This is a genomic window from Rhodococcus sp. 1163 (assembly GCF_002091985.1).
Taxonomy (GTDB): Bacteria; Actinomycetota; Actinomycetes; order Mycobacteriales; family Mycobacteriaceae; genus Rhodococcoides.
On the sequence record NZ_MKKX01000020.1, the window covers coordinates 31387 to 55299 of the forward strand.

The following is a 23913-nucleotide window of genomic DNA, read 5'->3' on the forward strand; positions in this document are numbered from 1 at the left end:
ACGAGTCAGAAGACACCCTGTCCGACCAGGATCGCGAGCAGTCGTACGTCACGATGCTCTACGACCAGTTGGATGCGCTCCGTCAGTACGCAAGTACACGGCTCAGTGCTGTACTCCTCGCAACCGGCGGCACTCCGCAGGCTCGCAGCGAGCGCGAATCGTTCAGTCAGATGTACAACGACGACATTGCAAAGTACGACGCCGCCGAAAACGGACTGTGCTTCGGTCGCATCGACCTCGCGCCACAATCGGAGGAGGACGGTGTCCGCTACATCGGTCGGGTGGGCATCCTGGACGAGGCGAACGACTACGAATCACTTCTGCTCGACTGGCGCGCACCGATGGCCCGTCCGTTCTATCTTGCGACGCCCGCTGCGCCCGAGAACATAGTTCGCCGCAGACACATCCGCACCCGCAGCCGCCGCGTCACCTCGATCGCCGACGAGTACCTCGATCTGGAGGCGGCCCAGCACGCGCGACGCGATGCGACGGCGACCGGAGTTGCGGGTGAGAGCGCACTGTTGTCTGCACTCGAAGCTGCACGCACCGGGCACATGAACGACATTGTCGAGACCATCCAGAGCGAACAGGACGCGATCATTCGGTCGGAGCACCGCAGCGTGCTCGTCGTACAGGGCGGCCCTGGAACCGGCAAGACGGCCGTGGCCCTGCACCGTGCCGCCTATCTGCTCTACACCTATCGACAGCAGTTGGCGAAGAGTGGCGTTCTCATCATCGGTCCGAACGCCACGTTCCTGGACTACATCGGCCAGGTTTTGCCCTCGCTCGGCGAAACCGGTGTGCTGTTGTCGACGATCGGGAATCTGTATCCGGGCGTCCGGGCCACGGTGGAGGATTCGATTACCGCGGCCGAGGTGAAGGGCTCGACGTCGATGGTCGCTGTTCTGACCAAGGCAGTGCGCGATCGCCAAGAGATTCCGGCGGAGCCGACGCGCTTGCGCTTCGACACCTATGACATCCTCCTCGACAAGAAGATCGTCTCGCGGGCTCGCGGACGCGCACGATCCTCGCGACGACCACACAACTTGGCGCGTCCACTGTTCGTGTCCTCGGTGATCGACGGACTTGCACAGCAGCTCGCGGCAACTCTCGGTGAGAACCTCGTCGACGGTGGAAGTCTGCTCAGCCGCGATGACATTGCCGACATGCGAGACGAAATGCGCGACGACGCCGACGTGATGGCAGCAATCGATGCACTGTGGCCGGACCTGTCCCCGCAGCAAGTTCTGCTGGAGCTGTTCGCATCCCCGGAGAGAATCGAGTCCGCTACCCCGGATCTGTCGACGGCCGAACGGAACTCCCTACTACGCGTGGGACGCGGTTTCAGTGCAGGAGATGCACCTCTGCTCGACGAGTTGGCCGAGTTGCTGGGGATCGATGATGCAGCCGAACGTGAACGAGCAAATCGGCAGTGGCGCAGTCAGATTGCCGATGCTCAAGGTGCGTTGGATATATTGACAGGCTCGGCGCCCCAGGATCTGGAGGACGAGCTGGACCCTGAGATCCTGATGGCATACGACTTGATCGACGCCAGCCAACTTGCCGCCAGACAGGACTCCGGCGCCCGACTGACCACGGCCGAGCGAGCTGCAGGCGATCGCACCTGGACCTACGGCCATGTCATCGTCGACGAAGCCCAGGAACTGTCCGACATGGCGTGGCGAATGGTGATGCGTCGTATCCCCAATCGCTGGATGACGTTGGTGGGCGACGTCGCCCAAACCGGAGATCCAGCAGGCACCACATCGTGGGGCGAAGTGTTGGAACCGTATGTCGCGCAGCGGTGGAAACGCACGGAGTTGACTGTGAACTACCGGACACCGTCGGAGATCATGGTCGTTGCGCGGGATGTGTTGGCTGCCATCGACCCAATTCAGTCGGTTCCCAGGTCGATCCGCGAATCGGGCAATCTGCCGTGGGCACAGCAGGTCACGAGCGCCGATCTCGTAGAGGTTGTCGCCGAGCGTGTTTCCGAGCACCCGCGACCCGGTCTCACCGCCGTACTGGTGCCGCACGGGCTTCTAGCAGACTTGTCACATCTGACATCGGAGTTCGTGACCGTCTCGACAGTAAGAGATGCCAAGGGACTCGAATTCGATTCGGTGCTCATCGTCGAACCTGCAGACATCCTCGAGGAGTCCCCACGAGGCATGGGCGACCTGTACGTTGCGCTGACCCGTGCGACGCAACGCCTGGGCGTCGTTCATGCCGAGACATTGCCGAGCGAACTGTCGGGATTGGCCTCGTTCGCCGTATCGGCCCACTGAAACGACGGCGAGACAGCCGGAAACGACCGATGGCAGCCGACCCGTTCTGGGTCGACTGCCATCGAAGTAGTCGAACAGCGAAGTAGTCGAACAGCGAGAAGCTGCTCAGCGAACCGTGTGAACGATAAGCACGTCGCAGGTGGACTTGCGTGCAGCATCGGACGGAACTGATCCGAGTAGGCGGCCGGTCAGAGAGTTCAGACCGCGGTTACCGACGACCAGAAGGTCGGCTTCGACGTCACCTACCAATTCCAGCAGCGACTCGACGGGGGCCCCGACGACCGCTCGCTCCTCGATCTTCTTGGCGCCGAATTTGATCGCGTGCTCGCGAGCGGTGCGAAGAATTTCATGGGTGGGTGCAGAGCCGGTGATCTGGTAGGCATCTTCGCGAAGGGCATCGGCTGCCTTGGCGTTGTCCTTCGGATCCGAAGGGTAGTAGGCGCACGCGATCACGAGTGTCGCGTCGGCGTCACCCGCCAGCGCGGCGGCTTTCTCCACAGCCCGCAAAGACGATTCGGAGCCATCGGTTCCGACGACGACGGTGCGGTAGGCACTCATTCATTCCTCCAGTTGTAGGTTGTGTCACACAAACTCGTGACGCTTTCGTCCGCTGTTTCATGAATCTCTACGAGGCTTGACATGCCAGGCCTCGAAGATCGTTGCGATGACACTATCGGTAACGGTCAGTCATCATGCGGAGATCGCCGACAACACGATCTCGCGGTCTCACCTACATTGGCTTGTATGCGCATCCCTTGGCCGAGACGGTCTGCAAAGACCTCCACCTTTGCGATCCTTCTGGTGGTAGTGGTTGCAGGTGTCTCGGTCTACTTCGTCAACCGCCCCTCCAGCGCAGAGAATGAGTCGACCACCCTCGACACCACGGTGACGCTACCGGAGAGTCCGGGCAGTACGGAGACCGTGGCACTCGACACGCGCCTCTACATACCCCGGACCACCCCGGCCCCTGCTGTCCTTCTCGCCCATGGATTCGGCGGCGACAAGTTCTCGGTGGACGGACAGGCACGAGCGCTCGCCGACGACGGGTTCACGGTGTTGACCTACAGCGCTCGGGGTTTCGGACTGAGCACCGGCTCGATATCGATCAATGACCCCGATCGGGAGGTCGCGGACGGCCGCGGCCTGGTGGATTGGCTCGCGAGTCGAGCCGAAGTTCGACTCGACGGACCCGGCGATCCCCGAGTCGGTGTCGCGGGCGGTTCCTACGGCGGCGCACTGGCGTTGAGCCTTGCCGGAACCGACGAGCGGATAGATGCAGTCGCGTCGGCCATCACCTGGAACGACCTGGGGCAGGCACTGTTCCCCAATTACGGTGTCACGAGCGTGGCCGACCGCGCTCGACTGGATGCATCGAAAACTCCTGCGGCAACGGTCTACGGCGGACAGGGAGTACTCAAACGCGGATGGGCAGGAGTCTTCTTCGGAGCTGGTGCAGCTTCGCGCCCTGGAGGTAGCGAAGCCGGTGCCGCAGCCGGATGCGGACGGTTCGCACCCGAGTTCTGCTCCGCGTACGCGCAATCGGCGGTAACCGGTGAGCCCTCGCCGGAATTGTCGGCGCTGCTGACGGCGCACTCCCCCGCGGCCGTCGCGTCGAACATCAAGGCACCTACGCTCCTGGTGCAGGGAATGCAGGACACCCTGTTCGGGCTGGATCAGTCCGACACCACGGCCAGGCAGATCTCCGATGCCGGTGGTGATGTCCAGGTTCGCTGGTTCAACGGCGGTCACGACGACGGTGGAACAAGCGGCGTCGCCGAGAACACGATGAAGGATTTCCTTCGCACACAACTGATGTCGGATACAACCGAGGATGTGGCAGATCAGCCGCGTCCGTTCGTCTACTCGCTCCAGACCCCTGCGATCGAACAGAATCGAACTCGCGGCCGCAGAATGACAGCGCCGGAATACCCCGGGCTCTCCGGTTCCGACGCCGCAGGCGCACCGAGCGCAACCACAGAAGTACCCGTCGAGCTGCGCCCCTCTGGTCCTACCTCGTCCATGTCGGAGCAATCGGGAGCCCCGAACGAGCAAACCATCATCAGACCGCCAGGGGCATCCCCATCCGCGATCTCATCCGTTCCGGGCCTCGGCTCGGTGCTGTCCACCTTGGGCGCCACATCAGCTGGTGCGCAGTTGTCCGCGGACCTCCCCGGCCAAGCTGCCACCTTTGCAGGCGATCCACTGACCGAACCACTCACCATCACGGGCGCATCCCGTATCGATCTGCGTATCGGAGCATTCGCGCAACCGCAGCAGGCGGTCCTGTTCGTCAAGCTGTACGACGTCGGTCCCGACGGTAAGCGCACCTTGCCCGGCGGCGCGGTCGCCCCGGTGCGCCTACCGAACACCGTCGATTCGGGTCCGGTTCCGGTGTCGGTCGTTCTGCCCGGCGTCAGCTACGTAGTCCCCGAGGGACATCACGTCGAAGTTTCGGTGTCCACTACCGATCAGGCATACGCAGTTCCGCTCGAGCCCGCGCAGTTCGTTGTTGCATTGGATGATTCGGCGCTGAGAGTGCCGACAGTGGCGGGTGTGGCGAGCAGCACGAGTACCGTTCCACTCGGCCCGATCGTCGGTATCGGCGTCATCGCCGCCGCACTCGGTGCATTGATCGCGGTCAACATCATCCGAGCACGCAGACGCTTGATCGCCGAAGTGGACGAAGATCTCATCGACACCCCACTGGTGATCACCGATTTGGCCAAGACGTACTCCAACGGATTCAAGGCCGTCGACAACGTCAGTTTCGAAGTCCGTCAGGGGCAGGTGCTCGGCCTGCTCGGCCCGAACGGCGCAGGAAAGACGACCACCCTGCGGATGCTCATGGGTTTGATCACCCCGACGAGCGGGGACATCCGGGTCTTCGGGCACAAGGTCTCCCCGGGCGCCCCCGTCTTGTCGAGGCTGGGGTCGTTCGTCGAGGGTTCTGGATTTCTTCCCCACCTGAGTGGCACCGAAAACCTGCGCCTGTACTGGCAAGCCACCGGCCGGCCCCTCGAAGACGCACACCTCGAAGAAGCGTTGGAGATCGCCGATCTCGGCACTGCGGTCGAGCGGAAGGTCAAGTCGTACAGCCAAGGGATGCGCCAACGCTTGGCGATTGCCCAGGCAATGCTGGGGCTACCGGATCTGATGGTCCTCGACGAACCCACCAACGGTCTCGATCCACCACAGATCCGCACCATGCGCGAGGTGCTGATCAACTACGCCAAGACCGGACGAACCGTCTTGGTCTCGAGTCACCTGTTGGCCGAGGTGGAGCAGACCTGTACGCACGTCGTAGTGATGAACCGTGGGTCGGTCATCAGCTCGGGCACTGTCCGGGAGCTGACTGCTGCGGGCGGAATGACCGAAGTACGAGTCGACGACTCAGAGAAGGCATCGGCAGTGCTGAGCGGTCTGGGGTGTTCGCCGACTGTGGTGGACGAGTCGGTCGTTCGTGTGGACATCGGAAGCATCGATCCGGCGATCGTGATCAGGGCACTCTTCGACGCGGGCCTCGAAGTGCGCGGGCTCTCCCAGTCCACGAGGCTCGAAGATGTCTTCCTCGACCTGGTACATCGTGACACCGAGCACATCACACAGCTAGCCGAAATCGACGCTGAAGCCAGTGGAACCGTATCGACGAAAGAACACGAATGAGTACGACGCACACAGACGGGCGGGCCCCCGGCTACCATGCGGGCAAGACCCTTCCGTTCCGCACCGAGTTGCGTCGACAGTTCGGTCGGCGCCGCACACAGTTGGCTATCGGATTCCTTGCACTGTTGCCGGTGATCCTGGCAATCGCCTTCGCCGTCGGAAGCTCCTCGGCCGACTCCGACACGGGTGGTCTGATAGAACTCGGGACCCGGGGTGGTGTCAACTTCACCGTGTTTGCACTGTTCATGTCGGTCGGGTTTCTGCTCATCGTCGTTGTCTCGTTGTTCTTCGGAGACTCCGTGGCGAGCGAAGCGTCCTGGTCATCGCTGCGATATCTGCTTGCCATCCCGGTGCCGCGCACCCGGCTTCTCGTGCAGAAAGCTCTGGTGTCGGCGACGTTGTCCATCGCCGCCGTAATCGTTCTGGTTCTCGTGTCGCTGATTCTGGGCACCGCGCTCTACGGCGCAGAACCACTCGTCACCCCTTTCGGTGACGGACTGCCCTACGTCGACGCACTCGGTCGACTTGCCATCGCAGTGGCGTACATCGGAGTCAACCTGTTGTGGGTGGCAGGCCTGGCGATGCTTCTTTCGGTTCTGACCGATGCGCCGCTCGGCGCGGTCGGCGGAGCAGTGATGACGTCGATTCTGTTGCAGATTCTGGACCAGATCACCGCGCTCGGCTCACTTCGCAACTACCTGCCCGGGCACTACGCAAATTCGTGGACCGACGCGCTACAACCGACGATCAGCTGGAACGACATGTTCGTCGGATCGTTCTCCGCGCTTGCCTACGCGGCCGTCTTCGGCGTGATCGCCTGGCGGGTGTTCGCCACCAAGGACATCACCAGCTGACCGAACCGACGCGCTATTTTTTGACGGCCGTCCCGAAGATGCCGTCCGGGAACACCTTCTGAGCGAGAAGTGCGTCTCGCCATGGCGACGCGAGCTCGACCAAACGTGCGGCGCCGTCTTCACCCAACGAAGCCCACGGAGCGAGCGCCAGATCGTCCGTGATGTCCTCGACAAGGGTGCGGATGTCCTGCCCGTGCTCGGTCAGCGAACCGTCCGTGTCGAGGATTTCACGATCGGCAAGTGCTCCCGCGGCCTCGTCCCACTGCTCGACCGACCAGCCACGACGCTTACGAGCGAACTCCTTTTCGAAGCCGTACCCGGTTGCGGTGTGGGTGATCAAGGCTTCGATGCCGTTCAATTCAGCGGTCTGCAAGGCGGCGATATGTCCATCCCCACGGTGCTCGCGAAGAAGCGTCAGAGCATGCCACAGAACGAGGTGCGGTGCCGTCGGCCATTCGAGTTCGGCGTACGCGGAATACAGCGGTCGTCCATCGTCCCCGGGAATTCCGCGGGCAGCTATCGAAGCAAGTTCGGCAGCTTCGCTCATCTCGTGTGAAGAAATATCGTCAGCACCCAGAAGCCTCGTGAAGGCGGCGTCCAAAGCGCGATAGCGGATCTGCATGATCTTCTCCGGGGCACATATCGACCACGCGGCGGGAATCAACGGTGCAATCAGCTCACGGTTGAAATTGTAGAAAGTGGCGGTCACAACTCCAGCCCCCACTGCGCCCAACGGCGCAGCACGGCCAGCGAAATAGCAGGCACGCCCAGCCAGGCCCGCTTCCACCAGCCCGTCCTGAGTCTCTGGGACGAAGTACGCCACCGAATGAAGAAGTTCGAGTGCGCGAGCGCTCCGGCCGGCAGTGGATGCGTCCATGTCGTAAACCGTAGCGAACGCCCAGACCCTTCGTTGCGGCGCGTTACTAGGGCATGGTCGCGGCGCGTTGGCTACGGCATGGCCGGATCCGCGTTACTTCAGACCCGCTGCGTCCATCCCGCGTAATTCCTTCTTCAGGTCCTGAATTTCGTCCCGCAGCCTGCCTGCAAGCTCGAACTGCAACTCGCGAGCCGCATTCATCATCTGGTCGGTGAGGTTCTTCACCAGGGCTGCCAGCTCGGCCCGCGGCATCGACTTGACGTCCTGCCCCTCGTATACGCCGGAACTGACGGCGCGCCCCTTCTCGCCTTGGGCACGACGACCCCGACTCGAATTACGCCCGGAACCACCCACTTCCACCGACTCGTCGGTGTCGTCGGCCTCCTCGTACACCTGATCCAGGATGTCCGCGATCTTCTTTCGAAGTGGTTGCGGATCGACGCCTTTTTCCTTGTTGTATGCCACCTGCTTCTCGCGCCGACGATCGGTTTCCTCGATGGCGTACTTCATCGAATCCGTCATCTTGTCCGCGTACATGTGAACTTCGCCGGACACATTACGAGCTGCGCGGCCAATTGTCTGGATCAAACTGGTGCCGCTACGGAGGAAGCCTTCCTTGTCCGCGTCGAGAATCGATACGAGTGACACCTCCGGCAGATCGAGCCCCTCACGTAGGAGGTTGATACCGACCAGAACGTCGTACTCCCCGAGCCGCAGCTGGCGTAGCAACTCCACTCTTCGCAGAGTGTCGATGTCGGAGTGAAGGTATCGGACTCTGATGCCGAGCTCGAGCAAATAGTCGGTGAGGTCCTCGGACATCTTCTTCGTCAATGTGGTGACCAAGATGCGCTCGTTCTTGTCTGCACGGATACGAATCTCGTGAACGAGATCGTCGATCTGCCCCTTGGTCGGCTTGACGACCACCGCGGGATCGATGAGTCCGGTGGGACGAATGACCTGTTCGACGAACTCTCCACCGGTCTGCCCCAGTTCGTACTTGCCGGGCGTCGCCGACAGGTACACGGTTTGCCCGATCCGCTGGGTGAATTCTTCCCATGTCAACGGCCGGTTGTCCGTCGCCGACGGTAACCGAAAACCGAACTCGACCAGGTTGCGTTTGCGGGACATATCGCCCTCGTACATCGCGCCGATCTGAGGGACGGTCACATGGGACTCGTCGATTACCATGAGGAAATCCTCGGGAAAGTAGTCGATGAGCGTCGCAGGCGCTGTGCCTGGGCCTCTGCCGTCGATGTGCCGCGAATAGTTCTCGATACCGGAGCAGAAACCAACCTGTTTGATCATCTCGAGGTCGTACTGAGTGCGCATGCGCAGTCGCTGAGCTTCGAGCAGCTTGCCCTTGCCCTCCAGCTCGGCGAGCCGATCCTCGAGTTCCGCCTCGATGTTCTTGACTGCCTTCTCCATACGCTCCGGGCCAGCAACGTAGTGCGTGGCGGGGAAGATCCGGACGGAGTCCACCTGACGGACGACATCACCGGTCAGAGGGTGCAGGTAGTACAGCGCCTCGATCTCGTCTCCGAAGAACTCGATCCGAATCGCCAATTCCTCGTACGAGGGAATGATCTCGACGGTGTCACCTCGAACCCGGAACGAACCACGAGTGAAGGCCATGTCGTTGCGGGTGTACTGCACATCCACCAGAAGCCTCAACAGGGCATCGCGTGGAACCTCGACACCTACCTGCAGCTCGATGGACCGATCGACGTACGACTGCGGTGTGCCCAGACCGTAGATACAGGAAACCGACGCGACAACCACTACGTCGCGCCGCGAGAGCAAGCTGGCCGTGGCAGAGTGCCGTAACCGCTCGACGTCGTCGTTCACCGAGGAATCCTTCTCGATGTAGGTATCCGTCTGAGCGATGTATGCCTCGGGTTGGTAGTAATCGTAGTACGACACGAAATACTCGACCGAGTTGTTGGGAAGCATGTCTCGTAGCTCGTTGGCGAGCTGTGCGGCCAAGGTCTTGTTCGGGGCCATCACCAACGTGGGGCGTTGCAGCTTCTCGATGAGCCAAGCCGTCGTTGCAGACTTACCGGTACCGGTGGCACCGAGCAACACGATGTCCTTCTCGTCGGCCCTGATCCGGCGCTCGAGCTCGGCAATGGCGGCCGGCTGGTCTCCGGCCGGCTCGTACTCACTGACGACCTCGAATGCGGGCCCGGTGCGTTCGATGTCTCCGACGGGGCGGAAGTCCGAGTGAGCCACCACGGGATGTTCGGATGCAAAGGCCATGCTTTACAGGTTAGACGCGACCACTGACACGTTCGAGGCGATGCTGCGTTCGACCGTGCAGATTGGAACCGAACAGGTAACTTGGTCAGTCATGGACGGACACGCCGCAGAGGCTACTCGAGTGCACGTGCACGCCCCCAAAGTCGAATACTTCGACCTCGACGCGTCGACGAACACCGACCCCAAGGGCGTCGTTCGCCCCGTTGACGAGTACCGGGCCGAGCCCTGGGGTCTGTACATGGCCAGGCCGTCCGACCATCCCCAGTTCGACTATCTGCAGTCCTGGTTGCTCCCGAGCCTTGGAATACGTGCATCTATATTTCACTACCTACCGGGACACCGACGTGATCAAAATTACTATGTCGACATCGGTGAATTCGTAGCTGCGCCGCACATCTGGACGTCGACCGACCATTACCTCGACATCACGGTGAGAACCGGGCGCGGATTCGACCTACTCGACGCGGACGAGCTCCTGCAGGCACGCGTGGAGCAACACCTCGACGCGGAAACGGCCGAGCTTGCGATGCACCGTGCCGTGACGGCCATCGATGGACTTGCTAGGTTCGACTACGACCTGGACGCGTGGTTGGCATCGATCGGGATGCCGACCACGTGGCGCCCGCAAGCTGCCCGTTAGGCCTGCCAACCGGTTCTTTCGGCCCATTCCCACGCACGAGCGTAGGCCCGATCGAACCATGGTGCCTTCGCATCCTTATACGCGGTGACAGCTTCCTGATCTTCGGTAATCCCCTCGGCGGCAGCGGCCGCTCTTCTCTTGATATCGACGTATTCTGCAGCGGCGGCAGGATCAGCGCGGAGCCAATCACGAAATACGAGCGCGAACTGTTGAGCCGGCCAGCCGTCGACCCTGATGTAGACGTTCGCCGTTCGGCCCGGATCGGCAGCTCCATGCAATCGCATGCCCCACACCGCGGGATCTGCTTCTCCCCCGATGCCGTACGCGGGCTTCGGATCGTCCGATTCGATGTGCTGGATGCGAGGAAAGCCGATCCGGCCCAACGGTTCTGTCAGCGAGTCGGCGACGCCCAGGCCGGTGACCGTGATCTGGATGTCGATGGTGTCGACCGCTTCCATATCGGCAACAGCACTCGATCCGATGTGATCGATTCGAACGGCTGCACTTCCGCAGGCGACCGCAATACGGGCCACCAACCTACCTGCCTGGTCCGCCCATGTTGGATCCGACGCCACGAGGGTGGGGCGGGCAGTGACAACGGTGCCCTCACGGATGTTGCGTTCGAACGGTACGAGCCGGTCGAACCACAGGCTGCGCGCCACATCTTCGGTATCACCGGGCGCACCACTGTTGTCTATCCAGACGTCGGCCGCGGCACGTCGCGCGTCATCGGTCGCCTGAGCTGCGATCCGTGCACGGACGTCCTGCTCGATCATCTTCCGCTGCCCGACCAAACGTTTCACGCGCTCTTCCGAGTCCACGTAGACCACGGCTACGAGATGGAACAGTGCACCCATCTTGCCCTCGACCAACAGCGGAATGTCCTGAACTATCACTGCGTCTTCGGGTGCGCCCTCGACGAGTTCCGAGGTTCGCTGCCCCACCAGAGGGTGGACGATCGCATTCAGTTTCCCTCGCGACTCGTCGTCGCGAAATGCCTTGGCCGCGAGTGCAGCACGGTCGAGTGCTCCGTCCGGCCCGAGAATGTCCTCGCCGAATGTGTCGACGAGTTGCGCCAAGCCATCAGTCCCTGGCTCGACTACTTCTCTCGCGATCACGTCGGCGTCCACCAAAACACCACCGAGCCCCGCGAGAATCTTCGACACTGTGGACTTCCCTGCTCCGATGCCTCCGGTGAGGCCGAGTCTCAACATGGTGTCCAGTCTGTCATCGAACACGCCGAAGCACACCAGCCCCAAATGCACCAGCTTTACCGTCATGTCCGTTATCTTCGACGTGCGAGATAAATATCTGCCGACCCACTGCTAGCGAAAAGGACCCTTCGATGCGAAGCAATCAGATCCACCAGGGTCGGCACCGTCTCGGCATGGACTTGGGTGTTCACTGCGTGCTTATCCCCGAGATTGCCCTGGCGTTGGCCGACCATCGGCGAAACTGGTTCACCACGTTGCTGAGCCCGGCTCGACACAGCTTCGCCACCATGCGCAAGCGGACATCCACCGTCGGTCAGTGGAGTCCCGCCGTCGCAGGCTGAGCCAGACCCCATCGAATTTGAAAATGGGCCCGAATCCACATTGGATCGGGTCTATTTTTGCGTGCGCATAACGGGTCCTGATGTAACTCGACCCGCGCTATCAACGAAGAAATGCCCCGGCTCTGAAGTACAGAACCGGGGCATACTCTCACACCCTTACGGGTGGACTACTTCTATCAGGCGTTGCCCGACAGCTTCTCGCGCAGCGCAGCAAGCTGTGCGTCGCTGGCAAGCGATCCACCGGTCGAAGCCGGAGCCGATGCTGCGGGAGCATCGCCTTCTGCTTCGGCAGGGGCCTGGCCCGACTCCGAGGAGTAGTTGGTGTTGGCAGCCTCGGCAGCTTCGTCCTTGGCTGTCTTCTCCATCTGAGCGGTGTGCATCTTGTGACGACGCTCAGCCTCGGCGTAGCGGCCTTCCCACTCTTCACGCTGCTTCTCGTAACCTTCGAGCCATTCGTTGGTCTCGGAGTCGAAGCCTTCGGGGAAGATGTAGTTGCCACCCTCGTCGTACGAGTCGGCCATGCCGTACTTGGACGGATCGAACTCTTCTGCGTAGTCCTCGTTGGCCTGCTTGAGGCTCAACGAGATACGACGACGCTCGAGATCGATGTCGATGACCTTGACGAGTGCGTCGTCGCCGACACCCACGACCTGGTCCGGAACCTCCACGTGGCGCTCGGCCAACTCGGAGATGTGCACGAGGCCCTCGATGCCCTCTTCGACGCGAACGAACGCACCGAACGGAACGAGCTTGGTGACCTTACCGGGAACGATCTGACCGATCGCATGTGTGCGAGCGAACTGGCGCCACGGATCTTCCTGAGTCGCCTTGAGCGAGAGAGAAACGCGCTCGCGGTCCAGGTCGACGTCGAGAACCTCGACGGTGACCTCGGTGCCGACCTCGACAACCTCGGACGGGTGATCGATGTGCTTCCAGGAAAGCTCGGACACGTGCACGAGTCCGTCGACGCCGCCCAGGTCCACGAATGCACCGAAGTTGACGATCGAGGAGACGACGCCCTTGCGGACCTGCCCCTTCTGGAGCTGGTGCAGGAACTCGCTGCGAACCTCGGACTGAGTCTGCTCGAGCCATGCGCGGCGCGACAGGACCACGTTGTTGCGGTTCTTGTCGAGCTCGATGATCTTGGCCTCGATCTCCTTGCCGACGTACGGCTGGAGGTCGCGGACACGACGCATCTCGACGAGCGAGGCGGGAAGGAAGCCACGGAGACCGATGTCGAGGATGAGTCCACCCTTGACGACCTCGATGACGGTGCCCTTGACGGCCTCGTCCTTCTCCTTGAGCTCTTCGATCGTGCCCCAAGCGCGCTCGTACTGAGCTCGCTTCTTGGACAGGATCAAACGGCCTTCCTTGTCCTCCTTAGTGAGAACGAGTGCTTCGATCGCATCTCCCACGGAGACGACCTCGTTGGGGTCGACGTCGTGCTTGATGGAGAGCTCGCGGGAAGGAATGACACCTTCGGTTTTGTAACCGATGTCGAGCAGGACCTCGTCACGATCGACCTTGACGATGGTGCCTTCGACAATGTCACCATCGTTGAAGTACTTGATCGTGGCGTCGATCGCCGCGAGAAAATCCTCTGCGGAGCCGATATCGTTTACGGCCACCTGCGGTGAGGTAGTAGTTGAGGGCATGTGTTGAGTTGCTCCGGACGGGTTGGGTATCGGTTGATGGATGTTCGGTCGGACTGTGAAACGAGTGTTGGAACAAGCGCTGAACTGTAGATCCAGTCAGTGGAACAAACGGCGGACAAGAATGTTCCCGAAAAGGTTCTGCAGAACCGCTGCACCCGGCATTGTTCTCGAATCCGAGAATCGGACACTCGATCAGCGCTGGCCCGCAGCATGTACACACTCGCGTCCAACAGGGTACGCGAGATGATCACACTGCGGCAAACCCGACTAACGTGTCGTCGATGACCGATAGTTCGCTCCCTCCAAACACCCCACCGGCCGAACCACAGTTACCGATTCACCCTGGTCGCAGGAGGCTCAGCTCGCAGGCCAGTGATCGAGCAAGCCGCTCGTGGTGGGATTCGGATGCGGACGAGTATCACCGCACTCACGGCGAGTTCCTCGGTGTCGGATCCGAGCAGGGCGAATTCATCTGGTGCCCGGAGGGACTACACGAGGGTGACGCCCACCTCCTCGGTGAGATATCCGGCAAGCGCATCCTCGAGGTGGGCTGCGGATCAGCGCCGTGCGCCCGCTGGCTGGCTGCTCACGGCGCACATGCCGTCGGTCTGGACATCTCCGCGGGCATGCTTGCTCGGGGACTCGACGCGATGGCCGCCGGGGGCTCAACTGTGCCGTTGATTCAGGCGAGCGCAGAGTCTTTACCCTTCGCGGACGAAAGTTTCGACATCGCCTGCTCTGCGTTCGGGGCGGTACCCTTCGTCGCCGATTCGGCGAACGTGATGGCCGAGGTCGCGCGAATCCTCGCACCGGGTGGAATCTGGGTATTCGCCGTCAACCACCCGATGCGATGGATCTTTCCGGATGACCCGGGGGAAGCCGGGTTGACCGCGTCCATTCCATACTTCGACCGAACGCCGTATGTCGAGTTCGACAGCGAGGGCACACCTACGTACGTCGAGCACCACCGCACGATCGGCGATCGGGTCCGCGAAATCGTTGCAGCAGGCCTCGAGGTGCGCGACATCATCGAACCCGACTGGCCCGAATGGCTCGATCAGGAGTGGGGACAGTGGAGTCCGCTCCGTGGGCAACTTTTTCCGGGCACCGCTATCTTCAGCTGCAGGAAGCCCGACTAGAGCAGCTTGGACAGAAACAGCTTGGTGCGATCGTGTTGCGGGTTCGCGAGCAGCGACCGCGGTTCCCCGGTTTCCACGACCACTCCGGCGTCCATGAAGACGAGCTGGTCTGCAACTTCCCGTGCGAAACCCATCTCGTGGGTGACGACGATCATCGTCATACCGTCCTTGGCGAGTTGCTTCATCACACCGAGGACCTCGCCGACCAGTTCGGGATCGAGGGCTGAGGTCGGCTCGTCGAACAGCATCAGCTTTGGATCCATGGCGAGGGCCCGCGCAATGGCAACGCGCTGCTGTTGGCCACCGGAGAGCTGAGCCGGATACGCGCCCGACTTCTCACTGAGCCCGACCCGGTCCAAGAGCTCCATAGCTCGTGCGGTCGCGTCCTTCTTCTTGATCTTTTTGACCTGAGTCGGAGCTTCGATGATGTTTTCGAGCGCCGTTCGGTGCGGAAACAAATTGAAATGCTGGAAGACCATACCGATGTCGCTGCGCTGTTTGGCAGCCTTCTTCGGATGGAGTTCGTAGAGCTTGCCGTTCTTCTCCTCGTACCCGACCAGTTCGTCGTCCACGTAGAGACGGCCTGCATTGACCTGCTCGAGGTGATTGATGCACCGCAGAAATGTCGACTTTCCTGAACCCGAAGGCCCCACCATGCACAGGACCTGGCCCTTGTCGATTTCGAGCGAGATCCCGTTGAGAACCCGTAGCGCACCGAAGCTCTTGCACACCTGGTCGGCCTTGACCATGGGACTCACATCGCACCACCCTCGGAGGAACGCGGCGCCATCAATGGCTTGCCGCCCTGCGCATCAGCGAGAGCCTGCAGTTGACGATTCGTCAAGGTTCGCGACACGCCCTTCGAATAGTGACGCTCGAGAAAATACTGACCGACCATCAGCACACTTGTGATGACGAGATACCAGGTCGATGCGACCAGAAGTAGCGGAACCGGCTCGAAGTTCGCGCCAGAGATATCCCGTGCGCGGCCGTAGAGGTCACCGCTGAACGGGACGGCTACAACGAGCGAGGTGGTCTTGAGCATGCTGATGACCTCGTTACCGGTCGGCGGAATGATCACGCGCATAGCCTGTGGTAGCACCGTCCGACGCATGGTTTGGGACCACGTCATGCCGAGCGCCGTCGACGCTTCGAACTGGCCCTCACCCACCGAATTGATGCCCGCCCGCACGATTTCTGCCATATAGGCGGCCTCGTTCAACGCAAGGCCGATCACCGCGAACCAAAATGCGGAATACAGCGACTGGAGGTTGAATTCGGCGACCTGAACGGTGAACGGGATGCCTAGCGCGATGTTCTTGTAGATGACCGGCACCAGGCCCCAGAACGTGAGCTGAACGTAGATCGGCGTTCCGCGGAAGATCCACAGGTAGATCCATGCAGCACTTCGGAGAACCGGGTTGGGAGACAACCGCATCACAGCGATCACGACGCCCAGGACTACAGCGATCACCATCGAATAGACCAGCAGTTGAACCGTGATCCAAACACCGTTGCCGATCCTGCTATCGAACAGGTAGCGACCGTAGGTGCCCCAGCCATACGCGGAGTTGGTCGCGGCGCCGTACACAAAGAGCCCGAACAAAACGATGACGATGATTGCGGCGCCCCACCGTCCCGGGTGACGCAGCGGAATCGCCTTGATCGGCGTCGGTTCCGTGCTCGGATCGATCGGTGAGCCGGACGAGGCCGAGTCAGTCACACGAAGTCCTTTCGACGAGAAAGTGAAGCCACGTTGTGCGTCAGCTGACTGCGCCGTTGATCTGCGCCGTTTCCAAAACGCCTGCTTCGACGCCCCAATTCTCCGCGATCGTCTGGTACTGACCATTGTCGATGAGGTACTGGACAGCCTGCTGCAACGACGCGGCAAGTGGCGATCCCTTGGCAACCGGGTAGCCGTACGGTGCGGAGTCGAAGACCTCACCTGCGGCCTCGAGCTTGTCACCGGTCTGCTTGATGGCGTAGGCAGTCACGGGCGAGTCCGCGGACATGGCGTCGACCCGTCCGAGAACGAGAGCATTGGCCGCGTCGTCCTGGCTGTCGAACTTCAGAATGTCGATGGCGGGCTTCCCCGCTGTCACGCACGCTGCGCTCTTGGCCGGAACTTCCTCTTGGTCCTGAATCGTCGTCGTCTGAACTGCAACCTTGAGACCGCACGCGTCGGTGGGGTCGACCTTGCCGCCCACCTGCTGCGCCCACTGAGTGCCGGCGTTGAAGTACGTCGTGAAGTCGACCGAGTTTTCACGTTCCTTCGTGTCGGTGAACGACGACATACCCAAGTCGTAGGTTCCGGCCTGCACCGACGGAATGATCCGATCGAAGTCTGCCTCTTCGTACTGGGCGGTGACTCCCAGAACACCTGCCACGGCATCCATCAGGTCGACATCGAAACCGATGATTTTGCCGGAGGCGTCTTTGAACTCGTTGGGCGAGTAAGGAACGTTGACACCGACGACCAACGTGCCGGAGTCCTGGTTCTTCTGCGGGAGCGTCGCGGCAACTTCGGCCACCTCGCTGATCTCCACCGCTGTCTTCTCGTCGGCGGCCGGAGCGCCTCCGTCCTCGGTGTTCTGAGCGCATGCCGTCAGCAGAAGTGCCCCGGCGCCGCTGAGCGCCAGAATGATTCGCGCGGGCCTCGAATACGAGCGTGCAAACAAGAGAATGCCTCCAGAAATCGAAACAGGACATCGCGGCGTGCGATGTTGCCAGAGATACGAACTTAGACGACAGCTGTCACCTATGTAGTGCAGGTAATCGAACAGTAACGCGGGGGTCGAGCGTACGGCGTCGTTTCCGGTCGGCCATATTCTCTTGTGCGTCGCTCAGACACGCAAGGTTCTGGCGACCACGGTCTCGGTGAACTCGCTCGTCGATGCCCTGCCGCCGAGATCTGCCGTAGCTACTCCGGAGCCGAGGGAGCCCTCTACCGCGTGACGGATGCGCTTGGCGGCACGGCGAAGCCGATTGTCGCCGCTGTGATCACCGAGCCAATCGAGCAGCATCGCGGACGAGAGAAACAACGCGGTCGGATTCGCACGGTTCTTGCCTGCGATGTCCGGGGCCGAGCCGTGGGCGGCTTGGGCCATCGCTCGAGTCTCAGAGGAATTGAGTGACGGCGCCATTCCCAGCGACCCGGACAGCTCTCCGGCAAGATCGGAAAGGATGTCACCGAACATGTTCTCGGCGACGATCACGTCGAAATCGGCACTCCGCCTGACGAGATGGGCGGCCAGGGCGTCGATGTGCTCCTCGTCTACGGTGACATCCGGAAAGTCGACGGCGACGGTTCGGCAGGCATCGCGAAAAAGACCCGTCGTCATCGACAGAACATTCGTCTTGTGCACGATGGTGACGTGCTTGCGGCGCCCGCGCGCCAACGTGAAAGCCTCGCGCGCGATCCGTTCGCAAGCGGTACGGGTGAAGACTCCGACGGCGAGTGCAACGTCGGGGGTCGGCATGAACTCCCCGCTACCGAGGAACATGTTTCGGTCGGCGTAGAAGCCTTCGGTGTTTTCGCGGACAATAACGAGGTCCATCTCCGGTGACATTGCCCGAACGTCCGGGTATGCACGCGCAGGACGGATATTGGCGAAAAGGTCGAACTTCTTGCGCACCACACCACCCGGCGTGAGCTGCGAACGAAAGGGCTCAGGGTAGGACGCACTGTCGTGCGGCCCGAGAATCCACGAGTCCAGTGCCGCCAACTCGTCGAGCGTCGAGTCCGGGATCGGTGTTCCGTGCGAGTCGATCGCCTCCCGTCCGAGTGGCAGTTCGACCCACTCGACCCGCAGCGAAGTCTCCGCGCCCACTGCGGCGTCGACGACGCGCATCGCGGCAGGCACGATCTCGTGCCCGATTCCGTCGCCCAGCATCGACCCGATTCTCAGTGTCCGAGCGTCTTCGTGCGCCATGTGAGACATCATGACTCACTATGGTCCAGTCATTGGAATTGCTCCTCGACGACACGCTCGACGCTGCCGTCAGACGGGAATGGCAACTGCTACTCGAGGCAGACTTACCCAGCCAAGGCAGGCACAAGGGCATCTCGAATCGTCCACACATCACGTTGTCGGTTGCCGACGAGATGAACGAGTTCGACACCCGGGTGCACGACGAATACCTTCTGGTCGACATGCCCGTCAGACTTGGTGCATTCGTGGTCTTCCGTGGCAGACACGCGACGCTGGCTCGACTGGTCGTGCCGTCGAGGAGACTCATCGATCTCCACGCGCGCGTATCCGATGTGGTAGGCGACGCGGACGGTTCTCGTTCGCATACCGCACCGGGAAAGTGGACTCCGCACGTCACACTCGCACGACGCATGACTCGCGTCGAACTGGCCGAGGCTCTGCTCCGTCTCGACTCTGCGCAACCCGATCTCGTCGGCACCACGTCGGCGTTGAGACGGTGGGACGGCGAAGACAAGCGCGAATGGATCGTCCGTCAGAACCGGTAGTCACCGAATTGGCTCTCCTCCCGGTGTGTATCGGGAGAGTATCCGAGGGATATCGCCCCGTGGATCACCGTCAGAACAGCCAGGATGAGCAGTGCAATGGTCATGTGGCAAGCCTGCTGCCAGGTGATATCGCGCAACAGTGGCGGTTATGACACGTTACCTCGGTTTTCTGCCATACTTGGTTTCGTGCTGAAACGAGTAGTCGTGCCACTCCTGCCGCTGACCGAGCAGTTCGAACTCGGAGTGGCATGCGAGGTCTTCGGTTTCGACAGATCCGACGAGGGTCTACCTACTTACGACTTCTCGATCATCGCCGGTGTAGCCGAACCCATCCGGACCCGTTTCGGCTTCACCATCGACGTCCCCTATGACCTGTCACAGCTCGACGAGGCCGATCTGATCGTCGTTCCGGCTGGAGGCACATACTCCTCGGAGGACGGCAGCTACCTGTGCACCAGCGAGTACGACGCCTCGATCGAGCCGCTGCTCGTCAAGTTGCGCGCCGCGGTTGCACGCGGCGCCGGCGTCGCCAGCCTGTGCAACGGCGCATTCGTGCTCGGCAAAGCTGGGCTTCTCGACGGACGAAGATGTACGACGCATTGGCGCAACTCGGCCAGGCTTGCCGCCGAGTATCCGCTGGCCGAGGTAGACCGCGACGTTCTCTATGTGGGCGACGGCAATGTCTTCACCAGCGCAGGCACCGCAGCCGGAATCGACTTGTGCCTGCACATCGTTCGCAAAGAGCAGGGCAGCAAGGTTGCCAACGGGATAGCTCGACGCATGGTCGTGCCACCGCACCGTGACGGCGGGCAGGCCCAATTCGTCACCACTCCGCTGCCCACCACCGAAATCGAAACGCTTGCTCCGCTGCTGGACTGGATGACGGAGAACCTCGGCGCCGACCTATCGGTACAAAAACTGTCTGCGCGGGTCAACATGTCTGCCCGGACTTTCGCGCGCAGGTTTCAAGCCGAGACCGGGACCACTCCCGCCCGGTGGCTCAACGACCAACGGGTTCTTGCAGCTCAGCACCTACTCGAAGATTCGGATCTGTCGATGGATGTCATCTCCGAACGCGTCGGGTTCGGCAACGCAGCGGTGATGCGTCAGCATTTCGTGCGTGTGCGGTGCACGACACCCAATTCTTATCGGCGAACCTTCCGCGCGTCACCGCAACCGGCTTGACAACTGGGCGCAGCATGCAGGGTCGGGAAGCTTTCGGCCTAGTGGTGCGTTGAGGGACTCTAGAGAACGAAAACACCGACGAAAGGGCAGGCGTGGCTACACAGACATTGACTCAGCAGAACTTCGACGACATCGTCGGAGGCAACGACGTGGTACTCGTCGACTTCTGGGCGTCCTGGTGCGGTCCGTGTCGCCAGTTCGCACCGACATTCGAGAAGTCCTCCGAGGAGCATCCAGACGTGGTGCATGCCAAGGTGGACACGGAAGCAGAGCAGGGACTCGCCGCCGCTGCCAACATCAAGTCGATTCCCACGATCATGGCGTTCCGCGAGGGAATTCTCGTGTTCGCGCAGCCGGGTGCACTGCCTGCAGCAGCACTGGAAGATCTGGTGGTGCAGATCAAGGCGCTCGACATGGACGTGGTGAAGGCACAGATCGAAGAGCAGAAAGCCGACGCCCCAGCCGAATGATTCAGGCCTGAACGAACAAGAAAGCCGGTCGCATACGCGACCGGCTTTCTTGTTTCCTGTGTGCAGGCTGCTGTCTAGTGTGCAGCCTGGTCCCAGCTCGTTCCGGTGCCGACGGACACCTCGAGCGGAACGGAAAGCTCGATGGCCGAGGACATTTTGTCTCGAACCAAATGCTCGATCTGCTCCCGCTCGGATTCGACGACCTCGAGGACCAGTTCGTCGTGCACCTGCAACAACATTCGTGATCGGAGGCCCGATTCCGCCAAAGAGTTGTGCACGTCGATCATCGCCACCTTGATGATGTCCGCTGCAGTTCCCTGAATCGGCGCATTGAGCGCAGCGCGCTCGGCAACCTCCCGGCGTTGACGGTTGTCACTGTTGAGGTCGGGTAGGTAGCGCCTGCGGCCGTAGAGAGTCGAGGTGTACCCAACCTTTCGCGCCTCTTCGACGGCGTTTCGCAGGTAGTCACGAACCCCACCGAACCTCGAGAAGTAGGCCTCCATCTGCGCTTTGGCCTCTTCGGTAGAAATCTTCAGCTGCGCGGCCAAGCCGAAAGCACTGAGGCCGTAGGCAAGTCCGTAGGACATGGCCTTCACACGTCGGCGTAGTTCGGGGGTGACGTCCTCGATGGGCACGCCGAACGCGCGCGAGCCTACGAAACTGTGCAGGTCTTCACCGGTGTTGAACGCCTCGATGAGGCCGGCGTCACCGGACACGTGGGCCATGATTCGCATCTCGATCTGACTGTAGTCAGCGGTCAGGAGCGTGCTGTACCCCTCGCCCACGACAAAGCCGTCTCTGATGTGGCGTCCAGCCTCGTTTCGAACCGGAATGTTCTGCAGGTTCGGGTCGGTGGACGACAACCGGCCGGTGGCTGCCACGGTCTGATTGAACGTGGTGTGAATTCGTCCGTCGTCGGCGATCGACTTGAGCAACCCGTCCACGGTGACCTTCATGCGTGTCGCATCACGGTGATCGAGCAGAAACTTCAAGAACGGATGCTGGGTTTTCTCGAACAACCCTTGCAGCGCATCGGCATCGGTGGTGTAGCCGGTCTTCGTCTTTTTCGTCTTCGGCATTTCGAGTTCGTCGAACAGCACCACTTGCAGCTGCTTCGGGGAACCGAGATTGATCTGCTTGCCGATGACTTCGTAGGCAGCATTGGCGGCTTCGCTCACCTTGTCGGCGAACTGGCTCTGCAGCTCACCGAGATGCGCTTCATCGACAGCGATGCCGGTCGCCTCGAGGTCCGCGAGCAACGACAGCAGCGGTAGTTCCATCTCCGAGAGCAGTGAACTCGATTCGATCGCCGCCAACTCGTCGTCCAGTGCGGCAGCAAGATCCAGAATTGCTTGGGCGCGCAGTATCTCGCCCTCCGCCACGGCCGCTTCCGCGACGTCCTCGGTGTCGAGCAGTGAAAGCTGGCCTTCGACGGAATCCTCGACGCGCAGTTCGCGCTTGAGATACCGCAGCGACAGATCGTCGAGGTTGAACGTCCGTTGACCCGGGCGGACAAGATACGCGGCAAGTGCAGTGTCGCTGGTCAAGCCGCCCAGGGTCCACCCGCGACCACGCAACGCGTGGATTGCCCATTTTGCTTCGTGGAGCGCTTTCGGTTGACCGGCATCGGCCAACCATGCCGCCAGTGCCTGCTCGTCCGATGGATCCAAAGAGCTGGTATCGACGAAGCCCCCTTCGCCGTCGGATGCGGCGATCGCGATCGACAGCGCATCGCTGTCGAACGGTCGTCTCGGGCCGACGACCGAGAGGCCGTGACGCTCCCCCGTGGAGGCGTGAACCGCGAGCCACTGTGCGAGCTCACCCACCGGCACGGTGCCTCCACGGACGTCGAAGCCTTCCTCGGCCTCGGGCTCCGTGGAGGACAGGGTGTCGAACAACCGATCGCGCAACACTCGAAACTCGAGATCGTCGAACAGCGCATGGATCTTCTCGCGATCCCACGGCGCCAGTTCCAACTGATCCGGCGTGTACGGAAGTGGAACGTCACGCACCATCTCGGTGAGTTCGCGGTTGAGCACCACACCGGACAGGTTGGCTCGCAGCGAGTCACCCACCTTGCCCTTGACCTTGTCGACGTTGTTGACGAGCTCTTCCAGTGAGCCGTACTCGACGATCCATTTGGTGGCCGTCTTCTCCCCGACACCGGGGATACCGGGCAGGTTGTCGCTCGGGTCTCCGCGCAATGCAGCGAAATCCGGGTACTGCGCCGGTGTGAGGCCGTACTTGGTGGTGACCTCTTCCGGGGTGAACCGCGTGAGCTCGGAGACACCCTTCTTCGGATACAGCACAGTGACGTTGTCGGTGACGAGCTGCAGCGCGTCTCGGTCCCCCGTCACCACGAGGATCCGGTAGCCGAGTGCTTCCGCTTGAGTCACCAATGTCGCGATGATGTCGTCAGCTTCGAAGCCGGCTTCGGCCATCACCGGGATGCCCATGGCACCGAGGACGTCCTTGGTGATGTCCACCTGGCCGGCGAACTCGTCGGGCGTCTTACTTCGGTTCGCCTTGTAGGCCGGGAACCGCTCGGCCCGGAATGTTTGCCGAGACACATCGAATGCCGCCGCGATATGCGTCGGCTTCTCGTCTCGGAGCAGGTTGATCAGCATGGAGGTGAACCCGTACACCGCGTTGGTGGTCTGGCCGCTGGTGGTCTTGAAGTTGTCCACGGGCAGCGCGAAGAACGCGCGAAAAGCGATGGAATGACCGTCGATCAGCAACAGCGTCGGCTGCTCACCGTCGGCGGAACTGCCGGTCGAGGGTTTCGATGCTGCACTGTGCTCGGTTATGGGGCTCACGGTTGACCAGTCTAAGTAGAAGCTCCGACACCGCGTCA

General features: G+C 61.5%; 19 protein-coding genes. 9 read left to right on the forward strand and 10 right to left on the reverse strand.

Translation table 11 applies throughout. The features are described from left to right. Nucleotides 1-53 precede the first annotated feature (53 nt). A complete protein-coding gene (locus BJD99_RS09075; protein ID WP_179142276.1) occupies nt 54-2288 on the forward strand; it encodes an ATP-binding domain-containing protein in 2235 nt (744 codons plus the stop codon). A gap of 105 nt (nt 2289-2393) precedes the next feature. On the opposite strand, the gene BJD99_RS09080 is transcribed toward BJD99_RS09075, so the two are convergent. Continuing rightward, the gene (locus BJD99_RS09080) at nt 2394-2846 is read right to left on the reverse strand and encodes a universal stress protein (RefSeq protein ID WP_084346518.1); all 453 of its coding nucleotides are present in this window, start codon (nt 2844-2846) and stop codon (nt 2394-2396) included. A 186-nt stretch (nt 2847-3032) separates the two neighbouring features. On the opposite strand from BJD99_RS09080, the gene BJD99_RS09085 reads away from it, so the two are divergent. Both BJD99_RS09085 and BJD99_RS09090 read left to right on the forward strand, forming a co-directional pair. Continuing rightward, nucleotides 3033-5951 carry an alpha/beta fold hydrolase gene (locus BJD99_RS09085; protein ID WP_084346519.1) on the forward strand — a complete coding sequence of 973 codons (2919 nt, stop codon included), beginning with the start codon at nt 3033-3035 and terminating at the stop codon, nt 5949-5951. Further along, nucleotides 5948-6805, forward strand: a complete 858-nt coding sequence (locus BJD99_RS09090) for an ABC transporter permease (protein ID WP_084346520.1) — start codon at nt 5948-5950, stop codon at nt 6803-6805. The genes BJD99_RS09085 and BJD99_RS09090 overlap by 4 nt, the downstream gene beginning before the upstream one ends. Nucleotides 6806-6818: 13 nt before the next feature. Here BJD99_RS09090 and BJD99_RS09095 read toward each other — a convergent pair whose 3' ends face one another. Both BJD99_RS09095 and uvrB read right to left on the reverse strand, forming a co-directional pair. Next, entirely contained in the window at nt 6819-7682 is an 864-nt protein-coding gene (locus BJD99_RS09095; RefSeq protein ID WP_084346521.1) for a hypothetical protein, read from the reverse strand. 93 nt (nt 7683-7775) lie between these two features. Then, nucleotides 7776-9938 (reverse strand): excinuclease ABC subunit UvrB, encoded by a 2163-nt coding sequence (gene uvrB, locus BJD99_RS09100; protein WP_084346522.1) that lies wholly within the window; start codon nt 9936-9938, stop codon nt 7776-7778. Between the two features lie 127 nt (nt 9939-10065). Between uvrB and BJD99_RS09105 the strand changes: the two genes are divergently transcribed. Continuing rightward, nucleotides 10066-10578 carry a DUF402 domain-containing protein gene (locus BJD99_RS09105; protein ID WP_179142277.1) on the forward strand — a complete coding sequence of 171 codons (513 nt, stop codon included), beginning with the start codon at nt 10066-10068 and terminating at the stop codon, nt 10576-10578. On the opposite strand, the gene coaE is transcribed toward BJD99_RS09105, so the two are convergent. Then, on the reverse strand, nt 10575-11792 hold the full coding sequence (gene coaE / locus BJD99_RS09110) for a dephospho-CoA kinase (protein WP_084346740.1): 1218 nt from the start codon (nt 11790-11792) through the stop codon (nt 10575-10577). The two genes, BJD99_RS09105 and coaE, sit on opposite strands and share 4 nt — an antisense overlap. A gap of 131 nt (nt 11793-11923) precedes the next feature. Between coaE and BJD99_RS09115 the strand changes: the two genes are divergently transcribed. Further along, nucleotides 11924-12133, forward strand: coding sequence for a hypothetical protein (locus BJD99_RS09115; protein ID WP_084346523.1), 210 nt, complete (start codon nt 11924-11926; stop codon nt 12131-12133). Nucleotides 12134-12309: 176 nt separating this feature from the next. On the opposite strand, the gene rpsA is transcribed toward BJD99_RS09115, so the two are convergent. Continuing rightward, on the reverse strand, nt 12310-13788 hold the full coding sequence (gene rpsA / locus BJD99_RS09120) for a 30S ribosomal protein S1 (protein ID WP_084346524.1): 1479 nt from the start codon (nt 13786-13788) through the stop codon (nt 12310-12312). A gap of 281 nt (nt 13789-14069) precedes the next feature. Here rpsA and BJD99_RS09125 point away from each other — a divergent pair, with 281 nt between their 5' ends. Beyond that, nucleotides 14070-14927: a class I SAM-dependent methyltransferase gene (locus tag BJD99_RS09125; RefSeq protein ID WP_084346525.1), complete on the forward strand. Its 858-nt coding sequence runs from the start codon at nt 14070-14072 to the stop codon at nt 14925-14927. On the opposite strand, the gene BJD99_RS09130 is transcribed toward BJD99_RS09125, so the two are convergent. From BJD99_RS09130 to BJD99_RS09145, 4 genes are all read right to left on the reverse strand, one after another. Further along, on the reverse strand, nt 14924-15676 hold the full coding sequence (locus BJD99_RS09130; RefSeq protein ID WP_084346526.1) for an amino acid ABC transporter ATP-binding protein: 753 nt from the start codon (nt 15674-15676) through the stop codon (nt 14924-14926). The genes BJD99_RS09125 and BJD99_RS09130 overlap by 4 nt on opposite strands. A 5-nt stretch (nt 15677-15681) precedes the next feature. Continuing rightward, complete coding sequence (locus BJD99_RS09135; RefSeq protein ID WP_084346527.1) at nt 15682-16650, reverse strand: amino acid ABC transporter permease; 969 nt, start codon at nt 16648-16650, stop codon at nt 15682-15684. Nucleotides 16651-16690: 40 nt separating this feature from the next. Beyond that, complete coding sequence (locus BJD99_RS09140; RefSeq protein WP_143542098.1) at nt 16691-17605, reverse strand: ABC transporter substrate-binding protein; 915 nt, start codon at nt 17603-17605, stop codon at nt 16691-16693. A gap of 165 nt (nt 17606-17770) precedes the next feature. After that, the gene (locus tag BJD99_RS09145) at nt 17771-18859 is read right to left on the reverse strand and encodes an isocitrate/isopropylmalate dehydrogenase family protein (RefSeq protein WP_084346741.1); all 1089 of its coding nucleotides are present in this window, start codon (nt 18857-18859) and stop codon (nt 17771-17773) included. Between the two features lie 20 nt (nt 18860-18879). Between BJD99_RS09145 and BJD99_RS09150 the strand changes: the two genes are divergently transcribed. The 3 genes from BJD99_RS09150 (at nt 18880) to trxA (ending at nt 21059) form a co-directional block, all read left to right on the forward strand. Next, nucleotides 18880-19404: a 2'-5' RNA ligase family protein gene (locus BJD99_RS09150; RefSeq protein WP_084346529.1), complete on the forward strand. Its 525-nt coding sequence runs from the start codon at nt 18880-18882 to the stop codon at nt 19402-19404. 186 nt (nt 19405-19590) lie between these two features. Then, nucleotides 19591-20589, forward strand: coding sequence for a helix-turn-helix domain-containing protein (locus BJD99_RS09155; RefSeq protein WP_084346530.1), 999 nt, complete (start codon nt 19591-19593; stop codon nt 20587-20589). A 92-nt stretch (nt 20590-20681) separates the two neighbouring features. Then, nucleotides 20682-21059, forward strand: coding sequence for a thioredoxin (gene trxA, locus BJD99_RS09160; protein WP_084346531.1), 378 nt, complete (start codon nt 20682-20684; stop codon nt 21057-21059). 74 nt (nt 21060-21133) lie between these two features. On the opposite strand, the gene polA is transcribed toward trxA, so the two are convergent. Further along, nucleotides 21134-23866: a DNA polymerase I gene (polA, locus tag BJD99_RS09165; RefSeq protein WP_373270531.1), complete on the reverse strand. Its 2733-nt coding sequence runs from the start codon at nt 23864-23866 to the stop codon at nt 21134-21136. Between the last annotated feature and the right edge of the window lie 47 nt (nt 23867-23913).